At 61.6% G+C, this 26,208-nt stretch carries 32 protein-coding genes and 1 tRNA gene; 4 read left to right on the top strand and 29 right to left on the bottom strand.

Annotated elements, in window-relative coordinates; all coding sequences use genetic code 11:
* Window positions 1-37: 37 nt before the first annotated feature.
* The 9 genes from AC1DS5_RS14525 to hydA all read right to left on the bottom strand — a co-directional run bounded on the left by AC1DS5_RS14525 (window position 38) and on the right by hydA (window position 9,575).
* Complete coding sequence (locus AC1DS5_RS14525; protein ID WP_477718954.1) at window positions 38-1,444, bottom strand: amidase; 1,407 nt, start codon at window positions 1,442-1,444, stop codon at window positions 38-40.
* 13 nt (window positions 1,445-1,457) lie between these two features.
* Window positions 1,458-2,750 carry a TRAP transporter large permease gene (locus tag AC1DS5_RS14520; RefSeq protein WP_477718953.1) on the bottom strand — a complete coding sequence of 431 codons (1,293 nt, stop codon included), beginning with the start codon at window positions 2,748-2,750 and terminating at the stop codon, window positions 1,458-1,460.
* The gene (locus AC1DS5_RS14515) at window positions 2,747-3,331 is read right to left on the bottom strand and encodes a TRAP transporter small permease subunit (protein ID WP_477718952.1); all 585 of its coding nucleotides are present in this window, start codon (window positions 3,329-3,331) and stop codon (window positions 2,747-2,749) included. Before AC1DS5_RS14515 ends, AC1DS5_RS14520 begins: the two co-directional genes overlap by 4 nt.
* A 62-nt stretch (window positions 3,332-3,393) precedes the next feature.
* Window positions 3,394-4,449, bottom strand: coding sequence for a TRAP transporter substrate-binding protein (locus AC1DS5_RS14510; RefSeq protein WP_477718951.1), 1,056 nt, complete (start codon window positions 4,447-4,449; stop codon window positions 3,394-3,396).
* Between the two features lie 56 nt (window positions 4,450-4,505).
* Complete coding sequence (locus AC1DS5_RS14505; protein ID WP_477718950.1) at window positions 4,506-5,786, bottom strand: TRAP transporter large permease; 1,281 nt, start codon at window positions 5,784-5,786, stop codon at window positions 4,506-4,508.
* Complete coding sequence (locus AC1DS5_RS14500) at window positions 5,783-6,313, bottom strand: TRAP transporter small permease (protein WP_477718949.1); 531 nt, start codon at window positions 6,311-6,313, stop codon at window positions 5,783-5,785. Before AC1DS5_RS14500 ends, AC1DS5_RS14505 begins: the two co-directional genes overlap by 4 nt.
* Before the next feature lie 26 nt (window positions 6,314-6,339).
* A complete protein-coding gene (locus AC1DS5_RS14495; RefSeq protein ID WP_477718948.1) occupies window positions 6,340-7,350 on the bottom strand; it encodes a TRAP transporter substrate-binding protein in 1,011 nt (336 codons plus the stop codon).
* 45 nt (window positions 7,351-7,395) lie between these two features.
* Window positions 7,396-8,142: an aspartate/glutamate racemase family protein gene (locus AC1DS5_RS14490; protein WP_477718947.1), complete on the bottom strand. Its 747-nt coding sequence runs from the start codon at window positions 8,140-8,142 to the stop codon at window positions 7,396-7,398.
* Window positions 8,139-9,575 (bottom strand): dihydropyrimidinase, encoded by a 1,437-nt coding sequence (gene hydA / locus AC1DS5_RS14485; RefSeq protein WP_477718946.1) that lies wholly within the window; start codon window positions 9,573-9,575, stop codon window positions 8,139-8,141. Before hydA ends, AC1DS5_RS14490 begins: the two co-directional genes overlap by 4 nt.
* 308 nt (window positions 9,576-9,883) lie before the next feature.
* On the opposite strand from hydA, the gene AC1DS5_RS14480 reads away from it, so the two are divergent.
* The 4 genes from AC1DS5_RS14480 (at window position 9,884) to AC1DS5_RS14465 (ending at window position 13,430) form a co-directional block, all read left to right on the top strand.
* Window positions 9,884-10,609: a maleate cis-trans isomerase family protein gene (locus tag AC1DS5_RS14480; protein WP_477718945.1), complete on the top strand. Its 726-nt coding sequence runs from the start codon at window positions 9,884-9,886 to the stop codon at window positions 10,607-10,609.
* Between the two features lie 68 nt (window positions 10,610-10,677).
* Window positions 10,678-11,379, top strand: a complete 702-nt coding sequence (locus AC1DS5_RS14475; protein WP_477719050.1) for a GntR family transcriptional regulator — start codon at window positions 10,678-10,680, stop codon at window positions 11,377-11,379.
* A 269-nt stretch (window positions 11,380-11,648) separates the two neighbouring features.
* Window positions 11,649-12,860 carry a pyridoxal-phosphate-dependent aminotransferase family protein gene (locus AC1DS5_RS14470; RefSeq protein ID WP_477718944.1) on the top strand — a complete coding sequence of 404 codons (1,212 nt, stop codon included), beginning with the start codon at window positions 11,649-11,651 and terminating at the stop codon, window positions 12,858-12,860.
* 363 nt (window positions 12,861-13,223) lie between these two features.
* The gene (locus AC1DS5_RS14465) at window positions 13,224-13,430 is read left to right on the top strand and encodes a dodecin (protein ID WP_011481474.1); all 207 of its coding nucleotides are present in this window, start codon (window positions 13,224-13,226) and stop codon (window positions 13,428-13,430) included.
* Between the two features lie 319 nt (window positions 13,431-13,749).
* Here the strand turns inward: AC1DS5_RS14465 and AC1DS5_RS14460 are convergent, their stop codons facing one another.
* The 20 genes from AC1DS5_RS14460 to rpsN all read right to left on the bottom strand — a co-directional run bounded on the left by AC1DS5_RS14460 (window position 13,750) and on the right by rpsN (window position 26,203).
* Entirely contained in the window at window positions 13,750-14,517 is a 768-nt protein-coding gene (locus AC1DS5_RS14460; RefSeq protein ID WP_477718943.1) for a DUF2894 domain-containing protein, read from the bottom strand.
* On the bottom strand, window positions 14,510-15,163 hold the full coding sequence (locus AC1DS5_RS14455; protein ID WP_477718942.1) for an OmpA family protein: 654 nt from the start codon (window positions 15,161-15,163) through the stop codon (window positions 14,510-14,512). Before AC1DS5_RS14455 ends, AC1DS5_RS14460 begins: the two co-directional genes overlap by 8 nt.
* A complete protein-coding gene (locus AC1DS5_RS14450; RefSeq protein WP_477718941.1) occupies window positions 15,160-17,331 on the bottom strand; it encodes a DUF802 domain-containing protein in 2,172 nt (723 codons plus the stop codon). Before AC1DS5_RS14450 ends, AC1DS5_RS14455 begins: the two co-directional genes overlap by 4 nt.
* Window positions 17,328-18,119, bottom strand: a complete 792-nt coding sequence (locus tag AC1DS5_RS14445) for a DUF3348 domain-containing protein (protein ID WP_477718940.1) — start codon at window positions 18,117-18,119, stop codon at window positions 17,328-17,330. The genes AC1DS5_RS14450 and AC1DS5_RS14445 overlap by 4 nt, the downstream gene beginning before the upstream one ends.
* Window positions 18,120-18,431: 312 nt before the next feature.
* Window positions 18,432-18,508: transfer RNA gene (locus AC1DS5_RS14440), tRNA-Met, on the bottom strand.
* An 18-nt stretch (window positions 18,509-18,526) separates the two neighbouring features.
* On the bottom strand, window positions 18,527-18,925 hold the full coding sequence (gene rplQ / locus AC1DS5_RS14435; protein WP_477718939.1) for a 50S ribosomal protein L17: 399 nt from the start codon (window positions 18,923-18,925) through the stop codon (window positions 18,527-18,529).
* Window positions 18,926-19,007: 82 nt separating this feature from the next.
* Window positions 19,008-19,997: a DNA-directed RNA polymerase subunit alpha gene (locus AC1DS5_RS14430; protein WP_011481468.1), complete on the bottom strand. Its 990-nt coding sequence runs from the start codon at window positions 19,995-19,997 to the stop codon at window positions 19,008-19,010.
* A 95-nt stretch (window positions 19,998-20,092) separates the two neighbouring features.
* Entirely contained in the window at window positions 20,093-20,716 is a 624-nt protein-coding gene (gene rpsD / locus AC1DS5_RS14425) for a 30S ribosomal protein S4 (RefSeq protein WP_477718938.1), read from the bottom strand.
* 128 nt (window positions 20,717-20,844) lie between these two features.
* The gene (gene rpsK / locus AC1DS5_RS14420; protein WP_007869288.1) at window positions 20,845-21,249 is read right to left on the bottom strand and encodes a 30S ribosomal protein S11; all 405 of its coding nucleotides are present in this window, start codon (window positions 21,247-21,249) and stop codon (window positions 20,845-20,847) included.
* Window positions 21,250-21,262: 13 nt separating this feature from the next.
* Window positions 21,263-21,628 (bottom strand): 30S ribosomal protein S13, encoded by a 366-nt coding sequence (gene rpsM / locus AC1DS5_RS14415; protein WP_011481466.1) that lies wholly within the window; start codon window positions 21,626-21,628, stop codon window positions 21,263-21,265.
* Between the two features lie 25 nt (window positions 21,629-21,653).
* Window positions 21,654-21,767: a 50S ribosomal protein L36 gene (rpmJ, locus tag AC1DS5_RS14410; RefSeq protein ID WP_011481465.1), complete on the bottom strand. Its 114-nt coding sequence runs from the start codon at window positions 21,765-21,767 to the stop codon at window positions 21,654-21,656.
* Between the two features lie 28 nt (window positions 21,768-21,795).
* Entirely contained in the window at window positions 21,796-22,014 is a 219-nt protein-coding gene (gene infA, locus AC1DS5_RS14405; RefSeq protein ID WP_007869286.1) for a translation initiation factor IF-1, read from the bottom strand.
* A gap of 18 nt (window positions 22,015-22,032) precedes the next feature.
* Window positions 22,033-23,352 (bottom strand): preprotein translocase subunit SecY, encoded by a 1,320-nt coding sequence (secY, locus tag AC1DS5_RS14400; RefSeq protein ID WP_477718937.1) that lies wholly within the window; start codon window positions 23,350-23,352, stop codon window positions 22,033-22,035.
* 20 nt (window positions 23,353-23,372) lie between these two features.
* A complete protein-coding gene (gene rplO / locus AC1DS5_RS14395) occupies window positions 23,373-23,804 on the bottom strand; it encodes a 50S ribosomal protein L15 (protein ID WP_477718936.1) in 432 nt (143 codons plus the stop codon).
* A gap of 13 nt (window positions 23,805-23,817) precedes the next feature.
* Window positions 23,818-24,000 carry a 50S ribosomal protein L30 gene (rpmD, locus tag AC1DS5_RS14390; RefSeq protein WP_011481462.1) on the bottom strand — a complete coding sequence of 61 codons (183 nt, stop codon included), beginning with the start codon at window positions 23,998-24,000 and terminating at the stop codon, window positions 23,818-23,820.
* Window positions 24,001-24,012: 12 nt separating this feature from the next.
* Window positions 24,013-24,531: a 30S ribosomal protein S5 gene (gene rpsE / locus AC1DS5_RS14385; RefSeq protein WP_011481461.1), complete on the bottom strand. Its 519-nt coding sequence runs from the start codon at window positions 24,529-24,531 to the stop codon at window positions 24,013-24,015.
* 17 nt (window positions 24,532-24,548) lie between these two features.
* Complete coding sequence (rplR, locus tag AC1DS5_RS14380) at window positions 24,549-24,914, bottom strand: 50S ribosomal protein L18 (RefSeq protein WP_007869273.1); 366 nt, start codon at window positions 24,912-24,914, stop codon at window positions 24,549-24,551.
* A gap of 11 nt (window positions 24,915-24,925) precedes the next feature.
* Window positions 24,926-25,459, bottom strand: a complete 534-nt coding sequence (gene rplF / locus AC1DS5_RS14375) for a 50S ribosomal protein L6 (RefSeq protein WP_477718935.1) — start codon at window positions 25,457-25,459, stop codon at window positions 24,926-24,928.
* Window positions 25,460-25,483: 24 nt separating this feature from the next.
* Entirely contained in the window at window positions 25,484-25,879 is a 396-nt protein-coding gene (rpsH, locus tag AC1DS5_RS14370) for a 30S ribosomal protein S8 (RefSeq protein WP_122954342.1), read from the bottom strand.
* A gap of 18 nt (window positions 25,880-25,897) precedes the next feature.
* A complete protein-coding gene (gene rpsN, locus AC1DS5_RS14365; RefSeq protein ID WP_293405188.1) occupies window positions 25,898-26,203 on the bottom strand; it encodes a 30S ribosomal protein S14 in 306 nt (101 codons plus the stop codon).
* Window positions 26,204-26,208: the final 5 nt, after the last annotated feature.

The raw sequence follows: 26,208 nt of genomic DNA, 5'->3' as shown, positions 1-26,208 counted from the left end.
TGTATCGAAAAAGTTAAGCAGTAATTAAGTAGTTGTTTTACAGGGCAGGCCAGCGCCCGCTCCACGGATGCGCCGCCTCGTAGCTGGCGCCGAGATCGAGCAGTTGATCGTCGGCGCCAAAGGCACCGATCATTTGCATGCCGATGGGCAGGCCCTCGCGTGAGGGCTCGCAGGGCACGGCCAGGCCCGGCAGGCCCGCGGCATTGACCCAACCGGTGTAGGCTGCATGGCCGCGCGGGCCGACAGGCTGGCCGTCAATGACGGACGGATAGGCCTCGTGAGCCGGCCAGGGCAGCGCGGCGGCAGCGGGCATGACCACCACGTCGATGCGCTCGAACAGCGCGGCGCTTTCGCGGCGCAAGCGCCGCACCGCTTCCATGATCTGCCAGACCCGCGCGCCCGAGACGCGTCGGCCAGCCTCGGCCGCCTCGCGGTATTTGGGACTGGCCTGGGCTTCCCAGTCGGGATGCTGATCGAACATCGCGGCCAGGCCCACCTGGCCGATTTGCGGCCAGGCCTCGGTCATGAACCTCACGTCCAGCGGCAATTCGCCAGTCTCGACGCGGTGGCCCAGCGCGGCGAGCTGCTGCATGGCCTGAAGGCAACTGGCGGCGATCTGCGGGTCCAGCGGGTTCGCGTTCAACCGCTCGACGTAGAGCACGCGCAGCGGGCCCGCAGGCCGCGGCTGCGCCGCTGCCCAGGCCGCCGCCATCGAGGATCGGTCCACCGGCGAGGGGCCGCGCAGGGCCTCGAACAGCAAGCGCGCGTCGGCCACTGTGCGCGCCACCGGGCCGATGCAGTCAAAGTCCAGCAGCAGGCCGGGCAGCGCGTGCTCGCGCGGCCAGGCACTGAGCGAAGGCTTGAGGCCGACCAGCCCGGTGTGCGAGGCCGGGCGGCGGATCGAGCCGCCGCCGTCCTGCGCGATCGCCAGCGGCGCGATGCCGGCGGCCACGGCGGCCACCGCACCGCCGCTGGAGCCGCCGGGCGAGAGCTCCGGAGCCCAGGGGTTGCCGGTGACGCCGAACAGCGGGTTGGCCGTGTAGCCGTCGTTGGCGAACTCGGGCACATTGGTCTTGCCGATGATCAGGGCGCCACCGGCGCGGGCCCGCGCGGCGGCCAGCTCGTCGTGGCCGGGCCGGTGCTCGCGCAGCGCCGCCGTGCCGCAGGTGGTCGGCAGGTCGGCCAGGTAGAGGCTGTCCTTCACGGTGAGCGGAATGCCGTCAAGCACCGACAGCGGCTGTCCGCGTGCATGGCGCTCCGTGGAGGCCTTGGCCTCCTCCAGGAGGAGGGCGTCACGCCGTGCGATGACCGCGTTCAGTCGCGGGTTCACCGCTTCCAGTCGCGCCAGGCAGGCCTGGGCCACCGCCAGTGGCGTGAGGGAGCGCTCGCGAAAGCGCTGACCCAGCTCTACGGCGCCCAGGCGCCACAAGTCGTTGTCGATCATTCGCGTTCAGTCCTCACATGTGGGCGGGCAGCCAGGTGACGATCTGCGGCACCAACATGATCAGCAAGGTGAACAGGATCATGATGGCCGCGTAAGGCAGCGCCCCCCAGATCGCGTCCTCTATGCCGCCCTTGTCGGGCCGTATGCCATGCACCACGAACAGGTTCATGCCCACCGGTGGCGTGATCAGGCCCAGCTCGCACATCAGCACGATGAAGATGCCGAACCAGATCGGATCCACGCCCAGCGCCGTGGCGATCGGGTAGGTGATCGGGATGGTCGCCACCTGCATCGACAGCACATCCATGAACATGCCGAGAATCAGGTAGAACACGATCAGCGCCAGGATCAGACCGGTTGCCGACAGGCCCAGGCCCGCCACCCACTTGGTCATCGTCTCGGCCACGCCGGTCAGGCTGATGGTCAGGTTGAGGATGAAGGCTGCCGTCATGATCAGCAGGATCATGCCGCTGACGCGCGCCGTGGAGATGAAGCAGGTGCGCAGCAGTTCGCGGCTCATCTTCCCTGAGTGCACGACAAAGCCCAGCGCCGCGATCACGCCCAGTGCCGCGCTTTCCGTGGTGGTGGCGATGCCGAAGTACAGGCTGCCCATCACGATACCGAACACGACCATGGGCGGCACCAGATGCACCAGCGAGCGCAGCTTGTCGGCCATCGGCACCTTGGCCTCGCGCATGGCGTTGCCACTCATCAGCGACGACACGGCGATGTACAGCATGAAGCAGCCCGTCAGCAACAGGCCAGGGATGATGCCGGCAATGAAGAGCTTGCCGATCGAGTTGTTGGTCAGCGAGCCGTAGACGATCATGTTGACGCTGGGCGGGATCAGGATGCCCAGCGTGCCGCCGGCCGCCAGCGAGCCGAGCGAAGCGCGCATGGGGTAGCCACGTTTTTGCAGGGATGGCAGTGCGACGGTACCCACAGTGGCCGCTGTAGCCACCGACGAACCGGAGGTCGCAGCAAACAACGCGCAACTGCCGATGTTGGTGTGCAGCAAGCCACCAGGCAGCCGTCCGAGCCAGGCCGACAGGGCGATGTACATGCGGTCAGCAATGCCCGAGCGCAGCAGCAACTCCCCCAGCAGGATGAACAGCGGAATCGAGGTCAACAGGCTCTCGTTGTGCACGCCCCAGACCACGGGCGCTATCGAGTCCATAAAAGGCGCGCCATAAGCGGCGATACCGCCGATGATGCCCACAGCTGCCATGGACACGGCGATCGGTATGCCGACCAGCATCATGCCAAGCATCGCCACGAAGGCGAGTCCAAATAATCCTATGCTCATGCTTGAGCTCCTTGTTCTGCGGACTGGCGCTGGGCGAGGTCATCGAGCTCTTCCTTCAGCTCCTCCTTGGCGCTCTTGGGATGGAAGTCATGGTTCAGCGTTTCGACTTGCCGGTTCAGCAGCAGCCAGCTGGCACGCAGCGAATAACCGATGGCCACCAGAGCGAAGATCACCAGCCCGGCATACCAGACGGCCTGCGGCCAGATCAGCGGCGTGGCCCAAGGCGTCTGCGCGGTGCTGCCGTACTGCAGGGTATCGGTGATGACCTTGGTTGCAACCCAAGCCACGAAGACCCCGAAGGAAGCCAACGTCACGATGGAAAACCAGTTCAGGAAAGCCTGCATGGCGCGCGGAAACCGCTCATGAAATACATCCACCCGGATGTGATTGCGCCCCATCAGTGCCAGACTGAACGCGATGGTGGAGCCCACGGCCAGCGCATAACCACCCAGCTCGTCGGCGCCTTGCAACGACACGTTGAACACCTTGCGCGAGACGGTTTCGACCGCCACCACGCACGCCAGCAGCAGGAAGATGCCGCCGAACACCGTGGCCAGCACGTTCTCAATATGGTCCTTCATGTCGAGTCTCTTTTGGATGGGGGCCGCCGTTGGCCGGCCCCGGTTGATGGTAGTGGCATTGCTCATTTCAGCCCCAGCACCGGTGCGACCTGGGCACGCCACTGTTGCGAGCAGCCCGGGTTGGATTTGTCACAGACTTCGGCCCAGACCGGCAGGCTAACCTTGCTGACGGCACCGCGTACCAGTTCGCCGTCGGCCGGCGTCACAGCCACATTGACGAGCTTGAACTTCTTGCCGTTGGTGCAAGGGTCCTTACCGGCGTTGCAGTTCAAAGCGTCCAGGAACAACTCTTCCGAATATTTCCAGATGTCATCGGTCAGGCCGTCGAAGGCCGCCTTGAGCTTGACCTGCTGGTCGGGCTTGAGCTGGTTCCAGGCTTTCATTGAAATGGCATACCCATTGAGGGCCATCTGGAAGCCCAGCGGCAACTGGTGTGTGGTCACCTCGGGCCAGCCTGCCGAGTTGGCCGAGCTCGGGCCAGTGATCGCGCAATCCACGACGCCCAGCGACAGCGACTGGTGCGTGTCGGCGAACGACACCGGCACCGGCGTGCCACCCACCATCTCGATGAACTTGGCCAGATTCTGGTCGTAGACGCGGACCTTCAGTCCCTTCACATCGGACAGCTTGGCGATCGGTTTGGCGCAGAACAGGATTTGCGGGCCGAACGGCCAGACGCCGAGCAGCTTGACGTTGAACTGCTTTTGCAGGCGCTGATCGGCGGTGTCGAAGTACGCCTTGGCCACCTTGCGGCCGGTGGCGTAGTCAGGACTGGCGCCGACCAGGTCCAGGCCGAGAATGGTGGGCTCGTCACGCGAGTTCTGCGACACCCGCAGCGACACGATGTCGAACAGGCCGGCCTTCATCACGCGCAGTTGCTCGGTGTCCTTGATGCCTAGCGTGTCCATGGGCTTGTAGTCGGCATCAATGGGCAGGCCGGTTTTGGCTGCGAAGTTTTCGAAGAACGGTTGCTCCTTGTTTTTCTGGATCAGGCCGGTCGCCAACGGTTGGCCGATGACCTTGAACTTGAGCTTTTCCTGGGCATGACCCGGCAGGCAAAGTGTTGTGGCAAGTGCGGCCACGGCGGCAAGAATCGTGAAACGGGAACGGTATGACATGGTGAGCTCCAGTGGTTGAAAGTTGATGAAATTGCGACAGGTCGCGGGGAATGAATTCAGTAGCCGAGCGCGTGCGGCAGCGCAGTGACAAAGGAAGGCACGAGCATGCACAGCACGAGCACGGCATACATCAGCACGATGAAGGGCCAGAGGTTGCTGACCAGCTCGCGCATGCGCACGCCGGTGATGCCGCAAACGACAAACAGCACCACTCCGACCGGGGGCGTGAGCATGCCGATCACAAGGTTGAGGACGAACAGGAAGCCAAAGTGCAGCGGGTCGATGCCGTACTGCAGCGCGATCGGATGCAGCAGCGGCACCAGCATGATGTAGGCCGCGTTCGACTCCAGGAACATGCCGACAACAAACAGCAGTACCGCGACCAGGACCAGGAATGCCAGCGGGCTGGTAGTGAAGCCGCGGAGCAGCTCCGAGAGCTGCTGCGGCAACAGATCCACCGTCATCAGGTAGGTGATGATGGACGCAAAGGCGATCAGCGCGCCGACCATGGCCGAGGTGATGGCCGCACGCACCACGATGCCGGGCAGGTCGGCCAGCTTGAGCGTGCGGGTGACAAAGAAACCCAGCGCCATGGAGTAAACCACCGCGATGGCCGAGCCCTCGGTGGCCGTGAAGGCGCCGCCGACGATGCCACCGATCACCAGCACCGGCATGGCCAGCACAATCAGCGAGCGGCGCAACTCGGCCAGCACGGTGGCCAGCCGGAACGGCTCACCGGTGGCGGCCCAGCCGCGACGCGTGGCGATCCACGAGCACAGCGCGATGAAACCGAAGGTGATCAGCAGGCCCGGCACCACGCCGGCCATGAACATGCCGCCGACCGACACAGACGAGCCGGCCATGAAGGCGTAGACGATCATCGCACCGGAAGGCGGGATGATGGGCCCGAGATTGGCTGCCGCGGCGACGATGGCGGTGGCGAATCCCTTGTCGTAAATCTTCGTCAGCGATGGCACCAGCATGGACGACAGCGCGCTCGCATCCGACACGGCAGCACCGGACACGGTGGCCAGGCCCGCGCCCGACAGCATGGTGACATGCGCCATGCCGCCGCGCACCCGGCCGACCATGGTGTTGGCCAGCGCGATCAGGCGCTCGACGATGCCGGCCTTGATCATCAGCTCACCGGCCAGCATGAAGAAGGGGATGGACATCAGCGGAAAGGAATTGACGGCGTGCATCATGCGCTGCGGCACCATCGAAAAATCCACCCCGCTGTACCAGAGGGCGCCGAGCGCGGCCACGCCCATGGCAAAGGCGATCGGCAGCCCGAGCAGGGCCAGCAGCATGAAGGCAATGACGACGGCGAGGCTCATTCGGCACTCCCCAGCGCCTGCACTGGCGCGCCCACGATGACGATGCGCATCAGGTGCAACCCGCTCAGCAGCGCGCCCAGGCCGACCGGCACAATGAACCAGCCGACGCTCCAGTCGACCGTGGCCATCAGTTCATCCCATTGCTCGCGCGCAACACGGAAGGCCGCCCAGGCAATTGCAAACATCATGGCGGCGCACAGCGCTGCGCCGGCCCGCTTGAGCACGCTGCGCCAGCTGGCCGGCAGCTTGTCGACCATGATGTCTATGCCAATATGCGCGCCCTGGCGCACGCCCAGCGGGATGGCAAGAAAGATGGACCAGACAAAAGCCAGGCGTCCGATCTCGTCGGCCCAGTCAATCGAGCGGTTGAAGCCGTAGCGCAGCGCGACCTGTGCGGATACGACCCCCACCATCACCGCTACCGTGGCGAGCAGCACGCCCGTGATGAACCGGTTCATCCCGTCAAGTGCGCGCCCGGTCCAGCCCGCAGGCACGGCCGGTTCCAGCGCGATTGTTTCCGTTGTCATGGCGGTCTCCCTGCGTGCCGTTCGGGTCAGCGCCGGGCGGCTTCAGCCAGCACCTGGTTCACCAGGTCAGCGCCGGCACGCTTCTTCACGTCCTCGATGACCGGGGCCGTCGCGCGGCGCATTTCCTCCAGCGCGGCGGGCGTGATTTCGGTGTAGGTCATCTTGCCCTTCAGTTCGGCCAGCCGCTTTGCCTCTTCCTCGGCGGCCAGCTTGCGCTGAAAGGCAATCGTGGCGGTCATGCCCTCGCGTATGGCCTTCTGGTACTCGGGCTTGAGCTGCTCGAAGGCTTTCTTGCTCGCAACCACGGCAATGAGGTCGAAGAAATGCCCGCTGTTGGACAGCTGCTTTTGCACCTCGCTGTAGCGCGCAGCCGAGATCACCGTGTATGGGTTCTCCTGCGCGTCGACGACGCGCTGCTCCAGTGCGGAGTACAGCTCCTTGACGTCCATGGCCACCGGGTTGGCGCCGAGCGCCCTGAAGGTCGCCAGGTGGGTCTCGTTGGGCTGCAGGCGGATCTTCAGGCCCTTCAGGTCGGCCATGCTTTTGATCGGCCCCCGGCTGTTCGTGACGTTGCGCATGCCCAGCTCCATCCAGCCCAGCGAGACAAAGCCCTTGTCGCCCAGCTTCTTGTCGATGGCATCGCCGACCGGACCGTCAATCACCCTGAAGGCGCTCTGCCGGTTGGGGAACACGAAGGGCAGGCTGACCGCTTCGAGTTCGGGTGCGATGCGCGACAGGAAGGCCGCGCCGACCCAGGTCAGCGCCAGCGTGCCAGAGCGCACGGCGTCCACATTCTCCTTGGCGCCACCCAGCTGCATGGCGGGAAACACATCGACCTGCAGCTGGTTGTGGGTCAGGCGGGCAACCTCCTTTTTGAACACCTGCTCGACCGCCACGCTGCTCGGGTGCTCCGACGCAAAGTTGCCGGCAATCTGCAGCTTCTGCTGTGCCGCGACGGGCAGCATGGCAGTGGCCAGCGTCAGCGCCGCAGCGGCGGCCAAGCGGGTGATCAGGGGCAGGCGGGAGGGCTGTTTCATGATGATCTTTTGGGAGTGGAGGAATGACGGAAAGGGTGGAAAGAATCAGCTGGTCCGGTCGAGCAGCTTGGCGATGGCGGGAGGCAAGCCGCGATTCGGCTTGACGGGCGGCGGGGAGAAACTGCCGCGCTGCGCGGTGCCGGGCTGCAGGGCGGCCAGGGTTTCGGCGTGGCGTACCGCGCTGGAGACGCCATCGACCACGGGCACCGGCAGCTGGCCCTTGAGCGCGCGTGCCAGCCCCGCCAGGGGAGCGCCGGCCAGCACAATGACATCGGCCCCATCCTCATCGACCGCGCGTTCGGCCAGCGCTTTCAGCGCCTGGGCGTGCTCGTCCTGCACCTGGCCGATGCTGGCCAGCGGCCGGTCCAGCGCCCGGATGCTGGCCAGCCGGGAGCCCAGGCCATAGGACTGCACCACCTCGCGGTACCACGCCTGGATGCGCTGAGAGATGGCAATGATGGAGATGCGGTTGCCGAGCAGGCAGGCACTGGCCAGCGCGGCTTCGGTGAGCCCGGTCACCGGCACCGGCAGGGCTTCGCGCAGGCCGGTGAGCCCCGGGTCGCCGAAGGCTGCGACCACCACCGCGTCGAAACGCGCATGGTGCTCGGCGGCGAGCTGGGCCGCCGCGTAGGCGCCGATCAGCGCTTCGAAGCGCGTTTCGATATAGGCCACACCGAAGGGCGCGGTCAGCACCTCGATCTCGGTGCCTGCCGAAGCGCTGCGTTGCGCTTCGCTGCGGATCAGCTCCGACACGCTCTCCGAGATATTGGGGTTGATCAGCAGCAGCTTCATGCCGGCCTCCCGAGGTGGCGCGACGGCATCAGCGAGGGTGCGCCACAGGCCAGGAACTGGCCGCGACCGGCCCGGCCATGGAAGTCTTTTCCGTCCCACACCACCTCGCCGCGCGACAGCGTGAGCCCGGGCCAGGCTTTCAGGGTCCTGCCTTCGTAGGGTGTGTGATCCACCGCGTGGTGCAGCTGCGTGTTGCGCAGCACGAACTCGCGTTCGTCCCAGATCACCAGGTCGGCATCGGCGCCGATGGCGATCGTGCCTTTGCGGGGGTGCAGGCCATAGGCCTTGGCCGGGTTGGTAGCGGTCAGCTCAACGAATTTTTCGAGTGTGATGCGCCCGCCGAGCACGCCTTCGGAGTAGAGCAGCGCCATGCGCGTCTCTATACCGGCCAGGCCGTTCGGGATGTGGCGGAAGCTGACTTCCTCGCCGCCGGGCTTGCGGCCCTCGGTGCCCTCGTAGTTGAACGGCGCATGGTCGGACGAGAACAGGGTGAACAGGCCGTCATTGAGGCCATTCCAGATCACCTCCTGGTTGGCCTTGTCGCGCGGCGGCGGGCTGCAGACACAGCGCGCGCCACGGTAGCTGTCGTCAATCCCCAGGTCCTCGGCGGTCAGGAACAGGTACTGCGGGCAGGTTTCGGCAAACACCTTGAGGCCCTGGGCACGCGCCCAGCGGATCTGCTCAACCGCTTCACGGCCCGACACATGCACGATCAAAATCGGCACGTCCACCAGCTCCGACAGCGCGATCGCCCGGTGCGTCGCTTCCCGCTCGACGAGCATGGGCCGCGCATGGGCATGAAAGCGCGGCGCGGTACGCCCGGCGGCCTCGAGCCGCTTCGTCAGCCATTCGATGCAGTCGGCATTTTCGGCATGCACCATGGCCATGGCGCCATGCTGGCGCGCCACGTCCAGCACGTCGAGAATCTGGCCATCGTCAAGCTTCAGGTCGTCGTAGGTCATGTAGATCTTGAACGAGGTGTAGCCTTCGGCGATCAGCGCCGGCAGTTCCACGTTCAGGACTTCCGGTGTCGGGTCGCTGACGATCAGATGGAAGGCGTAATCGACATGCGCGCGTCCGTCGGCGCGCTGGTGGTAGTCATCCACCGCGGCACGCAGCGATTGGCCTTTTTCCTGCGCCGCGAACGGAATCACGGTGGTGGTCCCGCCGCAGGCCGCAGCACGCGTGCCAGTGTCAAAGTTGTCGGCCATGCGTAGGGGCGGCGCCATCGGCTGGTCGAGGTGGCAATGCGCGTCCACGCCTCCGGGGGTGACTACGCGGCCAGCCGCATCGATCTCCTTCTCGCCGCGGCCCAGGCCGGTTCCCAATTGGGCTATCCGCCCGCCAAGCACCCCGATGTCGGCATGGAAGGTGTCGCTGGCCGTCGCAACACGCGCGTTTCGAATCACCAGGTCAAACGGTGCGCTGCTCATACACCCGCCCCATACGCACCAAGCCGGTGAATAAGTGTCGTCTTTAGTGCAAACATGATTGTTGACATGTTTTGCATTAATTTGTTTTGGTGCATTGTCATTTTCAGATCAAGAATAGTGTCGTCATCGCAAATTCCGGGCCCAGCCCATTCGGAGCTTTTCGGCACATGTGCGTAATATCGACGATAATTAAATTGCAGACAGTAGTGTTAACACTAATGTCAACAGTTTTGCGATAAAGTTCACAATCACCAGCAAGGAGGCTTCCATGCCCTATCCTTGCCACAACCTCTTTCAGGAGCCAGCCCATGACCCAGCCCGTTCGCCTCGGCGTATTGACCCCCTCGTCCAATACCGCCCTGGAGCCTCTGACCAGTGCCATAGCGGTAGAAATTCCAGGTGTTAGCGCACACTTCTCACGCTTCAGGGTGACCGAAATCTCGCTGGACGCGCAGGCGCTGGGGCAGTTTGACGACAGCAAAATCCTGGCGGCGGCCGAGCTGCTGGCCGACGCGAAGGTCGATGTGATTGGCTGGAGCGGCACGTCTTCGGGCTGGCTGGGCTTCGAGGCCGACCACCGCCTGTGTGAGCGCATCCGCGAGCGCACCGGCATTCCGGCCACCACGGCCGTATTGGCGCTCAATGAATTGTTGGCGCTGCAGGGTGTGCGCAAGCTGGCGCTGGTGACGCCCTACACCGCGGATGTGCAGCAGCGCATCATGGCCAATTACCGCGCGCTCGGCATCGAGGTGGTGGCGGAACGCCACTTGGGGATCCGCGTCAACCATGACTTCGCCGGTGTCGAGCCGTCGACGCTGCTGGCGTTGATGCGCGAGGTGGCGGCCGATGGCCCGCAGGCCATCACCACCTTCTGCACCAACCTGCGCGCCGCGCCGATGGCGCAGCAGGTAGAAGAAGAGCTGGGCATCCCGCTGCTGGACACCGTGAGCACCACCGTGTGGGGCATGCTGCGCGCTGCCGGCATGCCATCAGCCAACATCACCGGCTGGGGGAGGCTTTTCCAATGCTCGTGAGACCCTCGAGTGAGGATGAGGATGCACTCGATAGAATGCAGTCACCCTCCTCCACCAATCAGACCGACATGACCAGCACGCGCCAGTCCACGAGCCGCCTCGACCGGGAAAACACGATCGATGCGATCTATGAAAGGATCTATGTCGCCATTCTGGAACACCGCCTGCACCCCGGCACCAAGCTGGGCGAGGAGAGGTTGGCCGACATCTTCGGCACCAGCCGGGCGCGCATCCGCGAGGTGCTGGCCCGCCTGGCGCATGAGCAGATCGTGGAACTCTATCCCCAGCGCGGGGCCTACCTGGCCAAGCCCTCGATCGAGCAGGCGCGCGACGTGTTCGAAGCGCGCCGGCTGATCGAGCCGGCCGTGCTCAAGCGCCTGATCGACACCCTCACCCCCGAGAAAGTCGCCCGCCTGCGGCAACACCAGGAGCTGGAACTCGATGCCCGCCGGCGCGAAGACAAGCGCGCGGTGATCAGGTTGTCCGGCGAATTCCATACCCTGACGGCGGAGCTGGCAGGCAACTCGGCGCTGGCCCGCAGCATGCGCGAGCTATGCATGTTGACCTGCCTCATCATCTTCCTGTACGACGCACCCACGGCCAGCAGTTGCCGTGCCGACGAGCACACGGTGATCGTCGACGCGATCGCCAAGCGCGACCGGGTACGCGCCGAAAAACTCATGCTGGATCACCTTCACCACATCGAGCACAGCCTCAAGCTCGACAGCACCGCCGGGGAAGCGGATCTCGAGGCGATTTTCGGCAGCTGAACCAGCACTCTCCAACGCCCACGCCGCCCCGCGTGGCGCTCCATCCCAGCCGCCCGGCAAGGGTCGGCCCTGCTGCGACCTCTGCCTTCAAGCACATTCGCATTCTTTTGAGCGGCCGGGCGCAGCTTCATCAACAAGCTTTATTCTGCAATTTTTGTATTATGCATACAAAAGTTCAGACTACTTAAGCCAATAAGCCCATTCACATAGGGCACGAAGGGTCGTACATTCTCCATAAATTGTATGCAAATTTATTGAAGGAGAACCCGATGAACCTGAATTTCCATCCCGCCGGTCGCCATTTCCTGCAGATCCCAGGCCCCAGCCCCGTGCCGGATCGCCTGCTGCGCGCCATGAGCTACCCCACCATCGACCATCGCGGACCTGAATTCGGCGCCCTCGGGCGCAAGGTGCTATCCGGCATCAAGGACGTTTTCAAGACGCGTCATCCCGTGGTCATCTACCCGGCCTCCGGCACCGGCGCGTGGGAGGCCGCACTGGTCAACACGCTGAGCCCGGGGGACTCCGTGCTCATGTTCGAGACCGGCCACTTCGCCAGCCTCTGGAACAAGATGGCGCTGCGGCTGGGCCTGAAGCCAGAATTCATCGGCCTGCCGGGCACCGAGGGCTGGCGAAACGGCGTGCAGGCCGACATGATCGAGCAGCGGCTCCGCAACGACGCGCAGCATCAAATCAAGGCTGTGTGCGTGGTCCACAACGAGACCTCCACCGGCGTCACCTCCAACATCGCGGCCGTGCGCCGCGCCATTGATGCGGCCAAGCATCCCGCCCTGCTGCTGGTCGACACCATTTCAGGCCTGGCCTCAGCCGACTACCGACATGACGAATGGGGCGTCGACGTCACCATCAGCGGCTCGCAAAAAGGCCTGATGCTGCCGCCGGGCATCAGCTTTAACGCGCTGTCACCCAAGGCGCTGGCCGCCAGCCGCGACGCCAGGCTGCCCAAGGCATTCTGGGCCTGGGACGAGATTGTTGAAATGAATCAGACGGGCTACTGGCCCTACACACCGAATACCAACCTGCTGTATGCCCTGAGCGAGGCGCTGGACATGATCTCGGCCGAGGGACTGCCCCAGGTTTTTGCCCGCCACGAGCGCCTGGGCAAGGCCTGCCGCAATGCCGTAGAGGCCTGGGGGCTGGAAATCCAGTGCGCCGACCCGGCGGTCTACTCCCCGGTGCTGACCGGCGTGATGATGCCCGAGGGCGTGGATGCCGACCGGGTCCGGCAAATCGTTTACCAGCACTTCAACATGTCGCTGGGCGCTGGGCTCGGCAAGGTCAAGGGCCGGATGTTCCGCATCGGCCATCTCGGCGAATGCAATGACCTCACCCTGCTGGCCGCGCTCGCGGGTTGTGAGATGGGTCTGAAACTCGCAGGCGTACGCCTGCGCGAGAGCGGCACCTCGGCGGCCATGGAGTATCTGGCTGCCACGGCACAGCCTGCAGCGACACTGGGTTAGTGTGGTGTTGCATGCTTGACGGTACAAATAAAACCGATGGATTTTTGTTCAGGGCAAGGCGCAAACCACAGCAATAGTTCCACTATTGCGAGGATTTGCAACGCCGCCATGGGCAAAAAGACACGGTTTTATGTACCGGATAGCGTGCAACACCACACTCGGAAGCCGCGACCCGATCGGAAAGCCGCCTGATCGATGAAGGCTCACCCGGCATGCACGGGTAGCTTCTTCGCTTGCCTTCATCAATTGGGCTCGGTATTTTTTTGCGTCTGCAGGGCAGGCACTGACTCACGGCTTCATGCTTGTGGTTCCAATACAAAACCCTTAAGCTTTGACAGACCGATCAACTCCTGGGAGCGACACATGAGCAGCCATGTCTACAAGCAGCTTGAACTCACCGGTTCCTCCGCCACCAGCATCGAAGATGCCGTGAGCACCGCCATTGCCAAGGCACATGAGACGGTGCGAAACATCCAGTGGTTCACCGTCACCGAAACGCGTGGCCATGTGGTCGACGGCAAGGTGGCGCACTGGCAGGTTTCAATGAAGATCGGCTTCACGCTGGAATAGTCGCCAGGACAGAGACATTGCGGCGTGCCGGCAAGGGGCGCCATCGATGAAGGCTGTAGCGGCCTCGACTTGATCTCGCCAGTCTCGGCAGGCCCCTGCCGAAGCATCGTGCTGAAGACTGAACGCTGATGGAATTTGAGGCGTGCAGCCTGACAGACAGCCCAAAACAATCTTTACCCAAAGACAAAAACGCGCACATGTGACTAAGGGGGAGATGCTCGCCGCCAACGACAAGGCGCGTCCGCAACTCACCAGTTTTACGCGCTCACCTTCTGAGCGACGACCGGCCAGCAGGACCCAGAGCACATGCAACTCGCCTTCATTTTTTTTGCCGGCTTCGACGCGCCGGTTTCGCCTTCACCGGCGTGTATTTCTGGTTTGCCTGATCGAGCCACAGCAAGGTGTCCACATGCGACAGAAAGCGCCGCAGGTAGTCGGGTGACAGCTTGCGCATCAACGCAAGGGAACGAAGCACCAGCATGTGCGAATTCAGCGGGCCGGCGTTGACAGGCCCTCGCCCGACGGCCTGGTCCACCTGGTCTTCGGCAGCAATCCTGGACCACGCCTCCCTGAAGCGACGGACGCTCGCCATCTCAGAACTGACCCCCATGTCGCTGACCAGACTGCGCCCAAGACCGCTCCCCAGGCGGTGATCGATACCGTCCTGCTTCACGTTCTGGATGTACTGGTTCAGCTGGGCCAGCGGCGCGCCGGGCCTGTTGAACGCCGACTGCGCGCCCAGCCGGCGCATGCCGCCGTAATCACCAGCCGCGAACAGCCGCTGCAGTTCACGGGCCAGGTCCGGATGCCTGGCTGACAGGCACGCCAACTCGTCGCTGGCTGCCTTCTGCGCCTGCCTGAAGCGTTCGCCATAGTCCGCCAGTGCAACTTTGAGCTTGCCTTCCAGGATGCGTCGCACCTCGCCTGGCGCTGTGTCCATGCGCTGCGACAGCAGCTCCAGGTAATGAAAGCGCGCGGGGTCGAGGCGCTGGGCTCCCTCACTTCGCAAGGACGCATGCCACGACTGCAGCGACTTTTCTCCATCCTGCTGCGAATGCGGCATTTCGGCGCGGCCCGACTCACTCATGGGCGGAGGGTTTCACATTGGCGGACTTGGGCACCGGCGCCATTTCCACGCGCCGGTTCAGCGCGCGTCCCTTTTCATCCGTGTTGGAGGCGACCGGCTGCTCTGCGCCAAAGGCCGCGGCAAAGGCCAGTGACGACGGCATGCCTTCCTCGATCAGGGCACGGGTCACCGTCAGGGCGCGCTGGGCCGACAGCGCCAGGTTGTCCGCAAAGCGCTGGTTGCCTTCCTGGATGGGCTTGTCGTCGGTAAAACCGCTCACCATCAACAGTTCATCGCGCTCACCCAGGTAGACCTGCAACGGGGGCACGAGACTCTTCAGCAGTAGCCGGCCGTCGGGACGCAACTGGTCCGAGTTCAGGGGGAACAACACGCTGCCACTGATGCCAATGCGTCCGTTGTTCAGTGTGACCCGGCCCGTTGCCAGCGGAATGGCCAGGGCCTTTTCCAGGGCGATGCGGCGCTGCTCCTCCACCCGGCGCTTTTGCACCTCAGCCTCCAGGTTGGCCATCAGGTCCATCTGGACCACCAGCACCCCGACCAGGATCAGCACGAAAGCGCCCAGCAAGCCCGACATCAGGTCTCCGAAAACGGCCCAGACTGGCGCGGTCTGCTCCATGCCGTCGCCCCTTTCGTCAAGGTCGATCATCCAGCGACTCCCTCGGACAGCGAGGCTTGCTTGCTGTGGAGTTGGCGCAGGTCTTCGACGATGCCCTGCTGCGAGGTGATGCTGAGGTCGATTACCTCGCGCGCCTGCGCCACGTAGTAGGCGAGTTGTTCGTCACTTCGCGCCATGGACTGGCTCATGGTGCCTTCCATGCGCTGCAGGCTTTCAATCAGCTTCTCGTTGGTCGCGTTGAAAAGCTGGACGCCATGGTTGAAGGATTCGCCCAGGCTAGCCAGCTCGACCGCGCTGCCGGTGACGTGCGCCGCCATGTTCTCCGCCTTGCCGGCCTGCGCCCCCAGCGTTTCAGAAAACTGGCTGCCGGCCTTGTCCAGCACAGCCGCCGCCGAGCCCACCAGCGACTCGATCGCCGCGCGCTGTTCGCCCGCGGCCTGGTTGATGGTCTGGAGCAGCGCATTGATCTTGTCCATCACGGCGGTGCGCTCCTCTAGCGCAAGGTTGTCCTGCTCGGCGATCCGGCTTATTTCCTGACGCAATTGCGCAATCACGCCAGCCGCCGCCTGGGGTACCTCGGAGGCCGTTTGCATAAGGCGGGTCATGGGCGCTTCCAGCGCGGCGCCCAGCGTGGCCAGATGCGTGGCCAGCGCTGCCTGCAGTTCGCCCAACCGCTCGACGGCGGCGTTGCCGCGCGTTGCTTCTTCTTCCCTGAGCGCACCGAGTTCGGTGCGCCACACACTGGCCAGCTGGTCCATGCGGTCGCCGTGCTGCTTCATCCAGTCGGCCTCCGAATCCATGCGCGAACGAATGAGCGCTTCGGACTGGGCCAACAGCCGCGTCATGTCGGCAAGTGTCCGGCTGGCCTGATCGCTGCTGCGCTGGGTGATCTCGCCGGCGGTTTTCTCCAGTGTCTGGCAGACGGCCTGCTGTTGGGCGAGCGACTGCGCCCCGACGCGCTGCCATTCGCCGTGCAGCGTGGCCGCCATGGACTCCATCGCCTGCGTCCAGGCCTGCAGTCTCTGCCGATCCGCCGAGGCCTGGTCCGATTGCGAGCTGGACACGGCCTCGCCGACCGTTGCCAGCAACGCGCCGGAGCGCTGCTCGAAGGTGTCCGTGAAGGCCGCCAGTGCCCGGTCCAGGCCACTAACCTGGCTTTCGCTGGTCCGCGCATGGTTCTGGAGAGCCGTCGTCCAGGTCTCGGACACGGTGCGGGCGGTGGCGCTGAACTGGGCCGAGAGGCCCGTCAACTGGGTCTGCGCTGCGTCGCTCACGCGCTCGTGCAGACGCTTCGATTCCTGCGCAATTTCCGACATCGCCGCCTCGACCACGGGCTTGATGCTCTCGCCCGCCACTCTTGCGCTGGCCGTCAGGCTGTCTTTCAGGGACTGCCCGACGGTGTCGGCCAGACCGGTGTAGGCGACGCTCACCTCACGGTGGAAATGCGCCTGACTGCCCAGCAGCTGCTCGTTCAACTGCTGGCTCCGGCGTTCCATTCCCTCCATCATGGCCTGCAGCTTGTCGACCACGTCGGGCAAGGCGTGCGCCTGCACCTGCAGCGCCTTGAAGGTTTCCTGACGCTGATGGGCGAGCGAAAACGGCCGAAAGACGGTCGCAATACGGGAGTCCAGCTGCCGCGCGACGTCCACCCTCTCGCGGCGGCTGATGGCCGACAGCAGACCCAGCATGGCCGACGCGGCCACCCCGGCCACCGAGGTGCCAAATGCTAGCCCCAGGCCCTTGATGGGTGCGGCTAGCGCCGACCGGATAGCGTGAAGATCCGTCGAGCCCTCCAGAGCGAACACGGCCCCCTTGAAGGTCACAACCATCCCCAGGAAGGTACCGAGCATCCCCAGCATCACCAGCAGCCCCACCAGGTACGGTGTCAACGCGGGGCCCGGCAAGGCGACCCGTTCACCCTCGATCCGTAAACGCACGGAGTTTTGCAGGGAAGAAGGTACGCCGACTAGCCAGACGCCGATGTCCGGCAGCGGCTGAGGAATGTCGGCAAGCGCCGCCGCCAGCGAGGCTGTGGCAGCGCGAAACTGTCTGAGTTCAAACGCGCCCAGCAAATAAACCCCGGCAATCACCGCCGTCATGACCAGGGCGATCCAGCTCGAACCGACAAACCCCAACCCCACCCAGGTCACGGTCATCAGACCGATGGCGAAGGCGACTGCAAAAAAAATCCTGTTCATTGGTACTTCTTAACCTCGTTGCTGAATGCTTCAATTAGTCCCACGACCGGCTGCAGCCGGACCCCCAGTTCCGCCAGCAAGACCTCCTGCATCTCCTTGCCGAAGACGTCCAGCCACCCGCCCGGTTGTCGCCACAAGGCCGGGTCGTCCTGCTGCTGCGCAAGGTCGAGCCCGAGCTGGTGGGTTTTGCGCAAGTGCCCGAAACGTCGCTCAAGCAGCACAGGCACCGTTGACAGCAGTTTTTGCTCCCGGCCACCGAGCATCTGGTCCATCACGGCATCGAAGGTTGCCAGCTGCCCGAGTTGGGGAGAGACCTTCGCGATGGCTTGCCGGACATGGGCACGCAATGCATCAATCCTCAATGCCATGTGGCGTTGCTGGTCGAGATAACGCTGGTGATACGGTGCATATCCAGCGTCCGTTTCCGTGGCGGCTTCTGGCTGGGGTATCGGGTTCCTGACTTGTTTTCCGCTGGCAGGGGATGCACTGCTTGCTGTGATGGCCTTCACCAAGGCTGTTCGCACCCGATGAAATTCTTCTTCCAGAGCGAAGGTTCTGCCCAACAGCGCATCCGATGGTTTCTCTTCGTCAACCGTCTTGATCGACTGGTGCGCCGCATGGAGCGTGATGCCATCGAAAACGTCCAACCACAGGCCCAATCGTTCCGCAAAGTCCTGCCTCGACGCCTCAACATCCACGGAGGCCAAATCACTGAGCAAGCGAACGAGTCTTGCGCTGCTGAAATTCCTGGGCAAATACATTCCTTTGACGTTGAAACGTGGGAACAAAGTCTGTCGGACTCTACATAAGTAGCCAAAGTCATCGAAAACATGGCCCCTGTCGAGACCACCACCGCAGACACCGCAAAAAGACGCCTTTGAAATAAGGTCTGTCGGAACTTGAACCGAACCGCCCCCTACGACCAGAAACGCTCATCAGTCGGTCAGTGACACGGCTACCTGCAGAAATAGCCAATGGTCACTGCTGAATTTTGAGAAATTTTGTGGCACAGGCTGGGCACGATATAGGCACAGAGTGGGCACAAAGCAAAACGCCCACATGAAGTGGGCGTTTGCTACCAGCCTTGACGGCTTGGATGTTGGTTGCGCGGGCAAGATTTGAACTTACGACCTTTGGGTTATGAGCCCAACGAGCTACCAGGCTGCTCCACCGCGCGATATGTGTTTAGTATACCTTACTCTGCCTTCGCCGCGTCAGTAGTAGTGTCTTCTATTTCAGGACGATCCACCAATTCAACCAGGGCCATGGGTGCATTGTCGCCAACGCGAAAACCCATTTTCAGGATGCGGGTGTAGCCACCAGGACGGGCTTTGTAGCGTGGGCCCAGTTCTGCAAACAGCTTGACCACCATGTCGCGGTCGCGCAGGCGATCGAAGGCGAGACGCTTGTTGGCCAGCGTTGGCTCTTTGGCCAGCGTGATCATCGGTTCCACCACACGGCGCAATTCCTTGGCCTTTGGCAGGGTGGTCTTGATGACTTCGTGCTGAAGCAGCGAGTTCATCATGTTGCGCAGCATGGCGAGGCGGTGCTCGCTGGTGCGGTTCAGTTTACGTAGTCCGTGTCCGTGTCGCATGGTGATTTCCTTTTTAATAATCAGGCAGCCGTATCAGGTACTGCCCGTGCGCCATCTCTTCGAAGATGGTCAGTTTTACAAATTAACGTTTGTCCAGGCCTGCAGGTGGCCAGCTCTCAAGGCGCATGCCCAGAGTCAAGCCGCGGGAAGCCAGCACTTCCTTGATCTCGTTCAGAGATTTCCGTCCGAGATTGGGAGTCTTGAGCAGCTCATTTTCAGTACGCTGAATCAGATCGCCAATGTAGTAAATGTTTTCTGCTTTCAGGCAGTTTGCCGAACGCACCGTGAGCTCAAGCTCGTCGACAGGGCGCAACAGGATAGGATCAAACTGCTGCGAGCTGCGCTGCACCGGTGCATCAAATGCCGCCAGTTCATTGCCTTCCAGCTGAGCGAACACAGCCAGCTGCTCAACGAGAATCTTCGCCGATGCGCGGACAGCATCCTCAGCGGTCACTGCACCATTGGTTTCAATTTCGAGGACCAGCTTGTCCAGGTCCGTGCGCTGCTCAACGCGGGCGCTTTCGACGGTGTAGCTCACGCGCTTGACCGGGGAAAACGAAGCGTCCAGCACAATGCGGCCGATGGATTTCGGTGACTCATCGCCATAGCGACGCATGGTGCCCGGCACGTAGCCACGGCCATTCTCAACCTTGATCTGCATGTCGATCTTGCCGCCGTGCGACAGATTCACGATCACATGTTCAGGGTTGATGATTTCCACGTCGTGCGGCGTCTGGATGTCGGCGGCAGTGACGGGGCCTTCGCCGTCCTTGCGCAGGCTCAGCGTGACTTCGTCGCGGTTGTGGAGCTTGAACACCACACCCTTGAGGTTCAACAGGATGTTGACGACGTCTTCCTGCACACCGTCGATGGACGAGTACTCATGCAGAACGCCGGCAATGGTCACTTCAGTGGCGGCATGGCCAACCATGGAGGACAACAACACACGGCGCAGGGCATTGCCCAGCGTGTGGCCGTAGCCACGCTCGAATGGCTCCAGAGTCACCTTGGCGCGATTCGCGCCAAGCTGCTCCACATTGATGGTTTTAGGTTTCAACAAATTGGTCTGCATGCAGTCTTCCTCTCAATACCCTCGGTTCGTTACACCGATAAGGCCGGCGAAGCACACCCTGGCGATACGGTGCCCCGTATCGCAGGAACGAAAAATTAGCGTGAGTACAACTCGACAATCAACGATTCGTTGACGTCGGCGGCAAACTCATCGCGGTCAGGAACCTTCTTGAAGGTGCCTTCGCCCTTGTCGGCGTTCACATCGACCCAGGCGGGCAGGCCGACCTGTTTTGCGAGCTCGAGCGCTTCGGTGATGCGGGTCTGCTTCTTCGACTTGTCGCGCACGGCGATGACGTCGCCGGCCTTGACCATGTACGAAGGAATGTTGACCGAACCGCCGTTGACCGTGATGGCCTTGTGCGACACCAGTTGGCGCGCTTCGGCGCGGGTCGAACCGAAGCCCATGCGGTACACCACGTTGTCCAGGCGGCATTCCAGGATGAACAACAGGTTGGCGCCGGTGTTGCCTTTGCGGCGATCGGCTTCCTCGAAATAGCGGCGGAACTGCTTCTCCAGCACGCCGTACATGCGCTTGACCTTCTGCTTTTCGCGCAGCTGCAGGCCGAAGTCGGAAGTACGGGTACCTGAAGTACGACCGTGCTGGCCGGGCTTCGAATCAAATTTGGCCTTGTCGCTGATGGCGCGGCGTGCGCTCTTCAGGAAAAGGTCGGTGCCTTCACGGCGGGATAGTTTGGCCTTGGGGCCGAGATAGCGTGCCACTTGAGTGTCCTTGTGTCATCTGCTGCATTGCTGCAGGAGCCTTCGGTGTGAACCTAACGGCGGTGGGCTTGATAAAAAATGCCTGACCTGGCTGACTGCAAGGCAATCAACCAGAGCAGGCAAGGCAATTAAATGCGGCGGCGCTTTTGTGGGCGGCAGCCGTTGTGCGGAACCGGGGTAACGTCGGCAATCGAATTGATCCGGATGCCCAGCGCGCCTAGTGCACGGACGGAAGATTCGCGTCCGGGACCTGGGCCCTTGATTTCAACGTCAAGATTCTTGATGCCCTGCTCAATGGCAGCACGGCCAGCCACCTCGGATGCAACCTGCGCTGCAAAAGGCGTCGACTTGCGCGAACCTTTGAAACCCTGACCACCGGAAGAAGCCCAGGACAATGCATTGCCCTGGCGATCCGTGATGGTGATGATCGTGTTGTTGAAAGAAGCGTGGACGTGGGCAATGCCATCCGCCACGTTCTTGCGTACTTTCTTGCGAACGCGCTGTGCGGCGTTATTGCTTGGTGATTTTGCCATGACGACCTCTCAATTATTTCTTCAAAGCAGCAGCGGCCTTGCGCGGACCCTTGCGGGTGCGGGCATTGGTCCGTGTGCGCTGGCCACGCATGGGCAGGCCGCGACGATGGCGGAAACCACGGTAGCAGCCGATGTCCATCAGGCGCTTGATGTTCATCGTGGTTTCACGACGCAAATCGCCCTCGATGGTGAACAGAGCAATCTGGTCACGGATTTTTTCCAGATCGCCGTCAGTCAGATCTTTGATTTTTTTCGAATAGGCGATATCACATGCTTCGCAAATCTTGCGAGCGCGTGTGCGACCTATGCCGAAAATTGCAGTCAAGCCGATTTCGGCGTGCTGCTGCGGCGGAATATTGATACCAGCGATACGTGCCATGTGCGTCCTCTAAATCTCTTGAAAATCAGCCTTGGCGCTGCTTGTGACGCGGATCCGTACAGATCACGCGTACAACGCCCTTGCGGCGGATGATTTTACAGTTGCGGCAAATTTTCTTGACCGAAGCTGAAACTCTCATTTCTTTCTCCTAAACTTTCTCTCTGTGCTTACTTGGCACGGAACACAATTCGTGCTCGCGATAAATCGTATGGTGTCAATTCAACTGTCACCTTGTCACCTGGAAGAATGCGGATGTAGTGCATGCGCATTTTTCCTGAGATGTGTCCAAGTACAACATGTCCATTTTCCAGCTTCACCCTGAAAGTTGCATTGGGAAGGTTTTCAACGACCTCCCCCTGCATCTGAATCACATCGTCTTTAGACATATCCCATCAAATATCCGGTTAACCGCCCAGTGACGTCTTGAAATTCGCCTTTTTAAGCAACGACTCATACTGTTGCGACATCATGTAATTCTGTACCTGGGCCATGAAATCCATGGTGACCACCACAATGATCATCAACGACGTGCCACCGAAATAAAACGGCACGTTGTATTTCAAAATCAAAAACTCTGGCAACAGGCACACAAACGTGATGTACACCGCGCCGGCCAAGGTCAAACGAACCAGAATCTTGTCGATATACCGGGCCGTCTGGTCACCCGGACGTATGCCTGGAATGAACGCACCACTCTTTTTCAGGTTGTCTGCCGTTTCACGGCTGTTAAACACCAGGGCCGTGTAAAAGAAGCAGAAAAACACAATCGCACTGGCATACAACATCACGTAAATGGGCTGGCCTGGTGTCAATGTGCCGGCAATGTCTTTCAGCCAGCGCATGCTTTCACCCGAACTAAACCATCCAACGACCGTCGCCGGCAACAAAATGATGGAGGAAGCGAAGATCGGCGGAATCACGCCTGCCATATTCAGCTTCAACGGCAAGTGCGAAGACTGCCCGCCATACACCTTGTTGCCCACCTGGCGGCGGGCGTAATTCACCAGAATCTTGCGCTGCCCCCGCTCGATAAACACGACGAAATACGTCACCAAAACCACGACGGCCACGATCACGATCGCTATCAGGATACTCATCGCCCCGGTACGCACCAGTTCCAGCAGGCCACCCATGGCGTTCGGCAACCCTGCCGCAATACCTGCAAAGATCAGAATCGAAATACCGTTACCCAGACCACGCTCGGTGATCTGCTCACCCAGCCACATCAGGAACATCGTTCCAGCGGTCAGGCTGAAGACCGCCGTCATCCGGAAGCCAAAACCAGGCACCAGAACCAGCCCGGGTGAGCTTTCGAGTGCCACGGCGATACCCATCGACTGAAACAGGGCCAACGCCAGTGTTCCGTAACGTGTGTACTGCGTGATCTTGCGGCGACCGGCTTCGCCTTCTTTTTTCATCTGCTCGAACGTCGGCACAACATACGTGAGCAGTTGCATGATGATCGAGGCCGAGATGTACGGCATGATGCCCAAGGCAAACACCGTGAATCGCGCCAGGGCACCACCGGAGAACATATTGAACAAGTTCAGTATGCCGCCCTGCTGGCCCTTGAAAAGCTCTTTCAGCTGGCTAGGGTCAATACCCGGCACCGGGATGTGCGCGCCAATGCGGTACACCACCAGGGCCAGCAGCAAAAACACAAGCCTGTTGCGCAAATCACCGTACTTGCCGGTTTTCACAATTTGAGCCGAGCTGGTTGCCACTGATTTATCCAGTCAGGTATTTAAGCGACGGAGCCGCCAGCGGCTTCAATAATGGCCTTGGCACCCGCCGTGGCGGAAATGCCGTTCAGCTTGACAGCCTTGGACAGTTCACCCGACTTGATGACCTTGACGTTCTTGGCGAGCTGACCCACCAGGCCGGCAGTCTTCAGCGCCAGCAGATCCACTTCGGCCAGGCCGAGCTGCTCCAGCGCGCCCAGAGTGACCTCGGCGTTGAACTTGAGCAGATGCGACTTGAAGCCGCGCTTGGGCAAGCGGCGCTGCATGGGCATTTGACCGCCCTCGAAGCCCACCTTGTGATAACCGCCAGCGCGTGACTTCTGGCCTTTATGACCACGTCCAGCCGTTTTACCCAGGCCCGAACCAATGCCGCGACCGACACGTCGCTTGGCATGTTTTGCGCCCAGGCTAGGCTTGATTCCGTTCAATTCCATGTTGAGTCTCCGCTCAGATAACCTTGACCAGATAACTGATCTTGTTGATCATGCCGCGCACCGCGGGCGTGTCCTGCAATTCGCTGACGCTGTTGACACCGCGCAGGCCCAAGCCGCGCACAGTTGCGCGGTGTGATTCCTTGGTGCCAATCGGGCTGCGAACCAGCTGGACTTTTACTTTGGCTTCTTTGGTCATTTCAATGCTGCCTTAGCCGAAGATTTCTTCGACCGATTTACCACGCTTGGCCGCTATTTCAGAAGCCGTGGTGGAATTGTTCAGTGCATCCATCGTGGCGCGCACCATGTTGTAAGGGTTGCTCGAACCATGGCTCTTGGCCACGATGTCGGTGATGCCCATCACTTCAAAAACAGCGCGCATCGGGCCGCCGGCGATGATGCCGGTACCCTTGGGAGCCGGCGCCATCATGACGTTGGCGGCACCCCAGTGGCCGAATACATTGTGGTGGATGGTGCCGTTTTTCAACGAGACCTTGGTCATGTTGCGGCGCGCTTCTTCCATGGCCTTTTGCACGGCTGCAGGCACTTCTTTCGACTTGCCCTTGCCCATGCCAACGCGGCCGTCACCGTCGCCAACCACTGTCAGTGCGGCGAAACCGAGAATACGGCCGCCCTTCACCACTTTGGTGACGCGGTTGACCGCGATCATCTTTTCCTTCAGACCATCGTCTGGAGCGTCGTTTTGCGATTTTGCTTGAAACTTAGCCATACTTAATTCCAGTCTGCTTAGAACTGCAAACCAGCTTCGCGAGCCGCATCAGCCAGCGCTTTGACGCGGCCGTGGTACGCAAAACCGGCGCGATCAAACGCCACTTTTTCCACACCTGCTGCTTTTGCCTTTTCGGCAATACGCTTGCCAATGGCCTGCGCAGCAGCAACGTTTCCACCTTTACCCGAAGCGCCAATTTCCTTGCGCACTTCCACTTCCGCGGTGGATGCAGCAGCCAGGACCTTGGTGCCGTCGCCAGAAATGACACTGGCGTAAATATGCAGATTGGTGCGATTCACGGTCAGACGGGCAACACCTTGCGTGGCGATGCGGATCCGGGTCTGGCGTGAACGACGAAGGCGCTGCTCTTTTTTGGTCAACATGATGCAGCTCCTTATTTCTTCTTGGTTTCTTTGATCGTGATCTTCTCATCCGAATAACGGATGCCCTTGCCCTTGTAAGGCTCGGGAGGACGAACTGCGCGCACTTCGGCGGCAATCTGGCCTACACGCTGACGGTCAGAACCCTTGATCACCACCTCGGTGGGGGTTGGGGTTGCGACAGTGATGCCAGCAGGCATGTCCATGATCACAGGATGCGAGTAACCCACGGTGAGGTTCAGCTTGGCGCCTTGCGCCTGGGCCTTGTAACCCACGCCGATCAGGCTAAGCTTTTTCTCGAAGCCCTTGGTGACACCCGTCACCATGTTGTTCACGAGCTGGCGCATCGTGCCGCTCATGGCATTGGCTTCACGCGAGTCATTGGCAGGCGCAAACGTCAGCTTGCCGGCATCATTCTTGATGGTGACAAGCGCATTTTGCGTCAGCGCCAAGGCGCCGAGAGCGCCCTTGACATTAATCTGGTCGTCTTTGATTGCCACATCCACACCCTGGGGCACGGTAACCGGCATTTTTCCTACACGAGACATTTCAGTTTCTCCTCAATGCCGCCGTTAGGCCACGTAGCACAGCACTTCACCACCGATGCCGGTAGCGCGCGCCTTGCGATCCGTCATAACGCCCTGGGGCGTCGTGACAATTGCCACACCAAGGCCGTTCATGACCTGGGGAATGGCGCCATGACCTTTGTAGACACGCAGGCCCGGGCGGCTGACGCGCTCAATGCGCTCAATCACGGGGCGGCCTGCGTAATACTTCAGGGCGATTTCCAGTTGGGATTTGCCTTCGTCGGTCTTGACGGAGAAGCCATCGATATAGCCCTCGTCTTTCAACACCTGCGCGATGGCAACCTTGACTTTTGACGACGGCACCAGCACAACGGCTTTTTCAACCATTTGTGCATTCCGGATGCGCGTCAGCATGTCGGCGATAGGATCACTCATACTCATTTGCGGTTCTCCTATTGCTTACCAGCTTGCCTTGGTGATACCAGGGATATCACCAGCAAAAGCCAATTCACGGATCTTGGCGCGAGCCAGGCCGAATTGACGGAACGTACCGCGCGGGCGACCCGTGATTTCGCAGCGGTTACGCTGGCGAGTCGGGTTGGCGTTGCGGGGCAACTTTTGCAGCTCGAGGCGAGCCAGCTGACGCTCTTCATCGGAGCGCTTGGCGTCGTTGGACGTCGCCTTGAGTTCAGCGTATTTCTTGGCGAACTTGGCCGCGAGTTTTTCGCGCTTCAGTTCACGTTGCAGTAAAGCTTGTTTTGCCATGTCCC

The organism is Polaromonas sp. P4_H1 (assembly GCF_056400945.1).
This window is presented reverse-complemented; position numbering and strand designations above follow the sequence as displayed.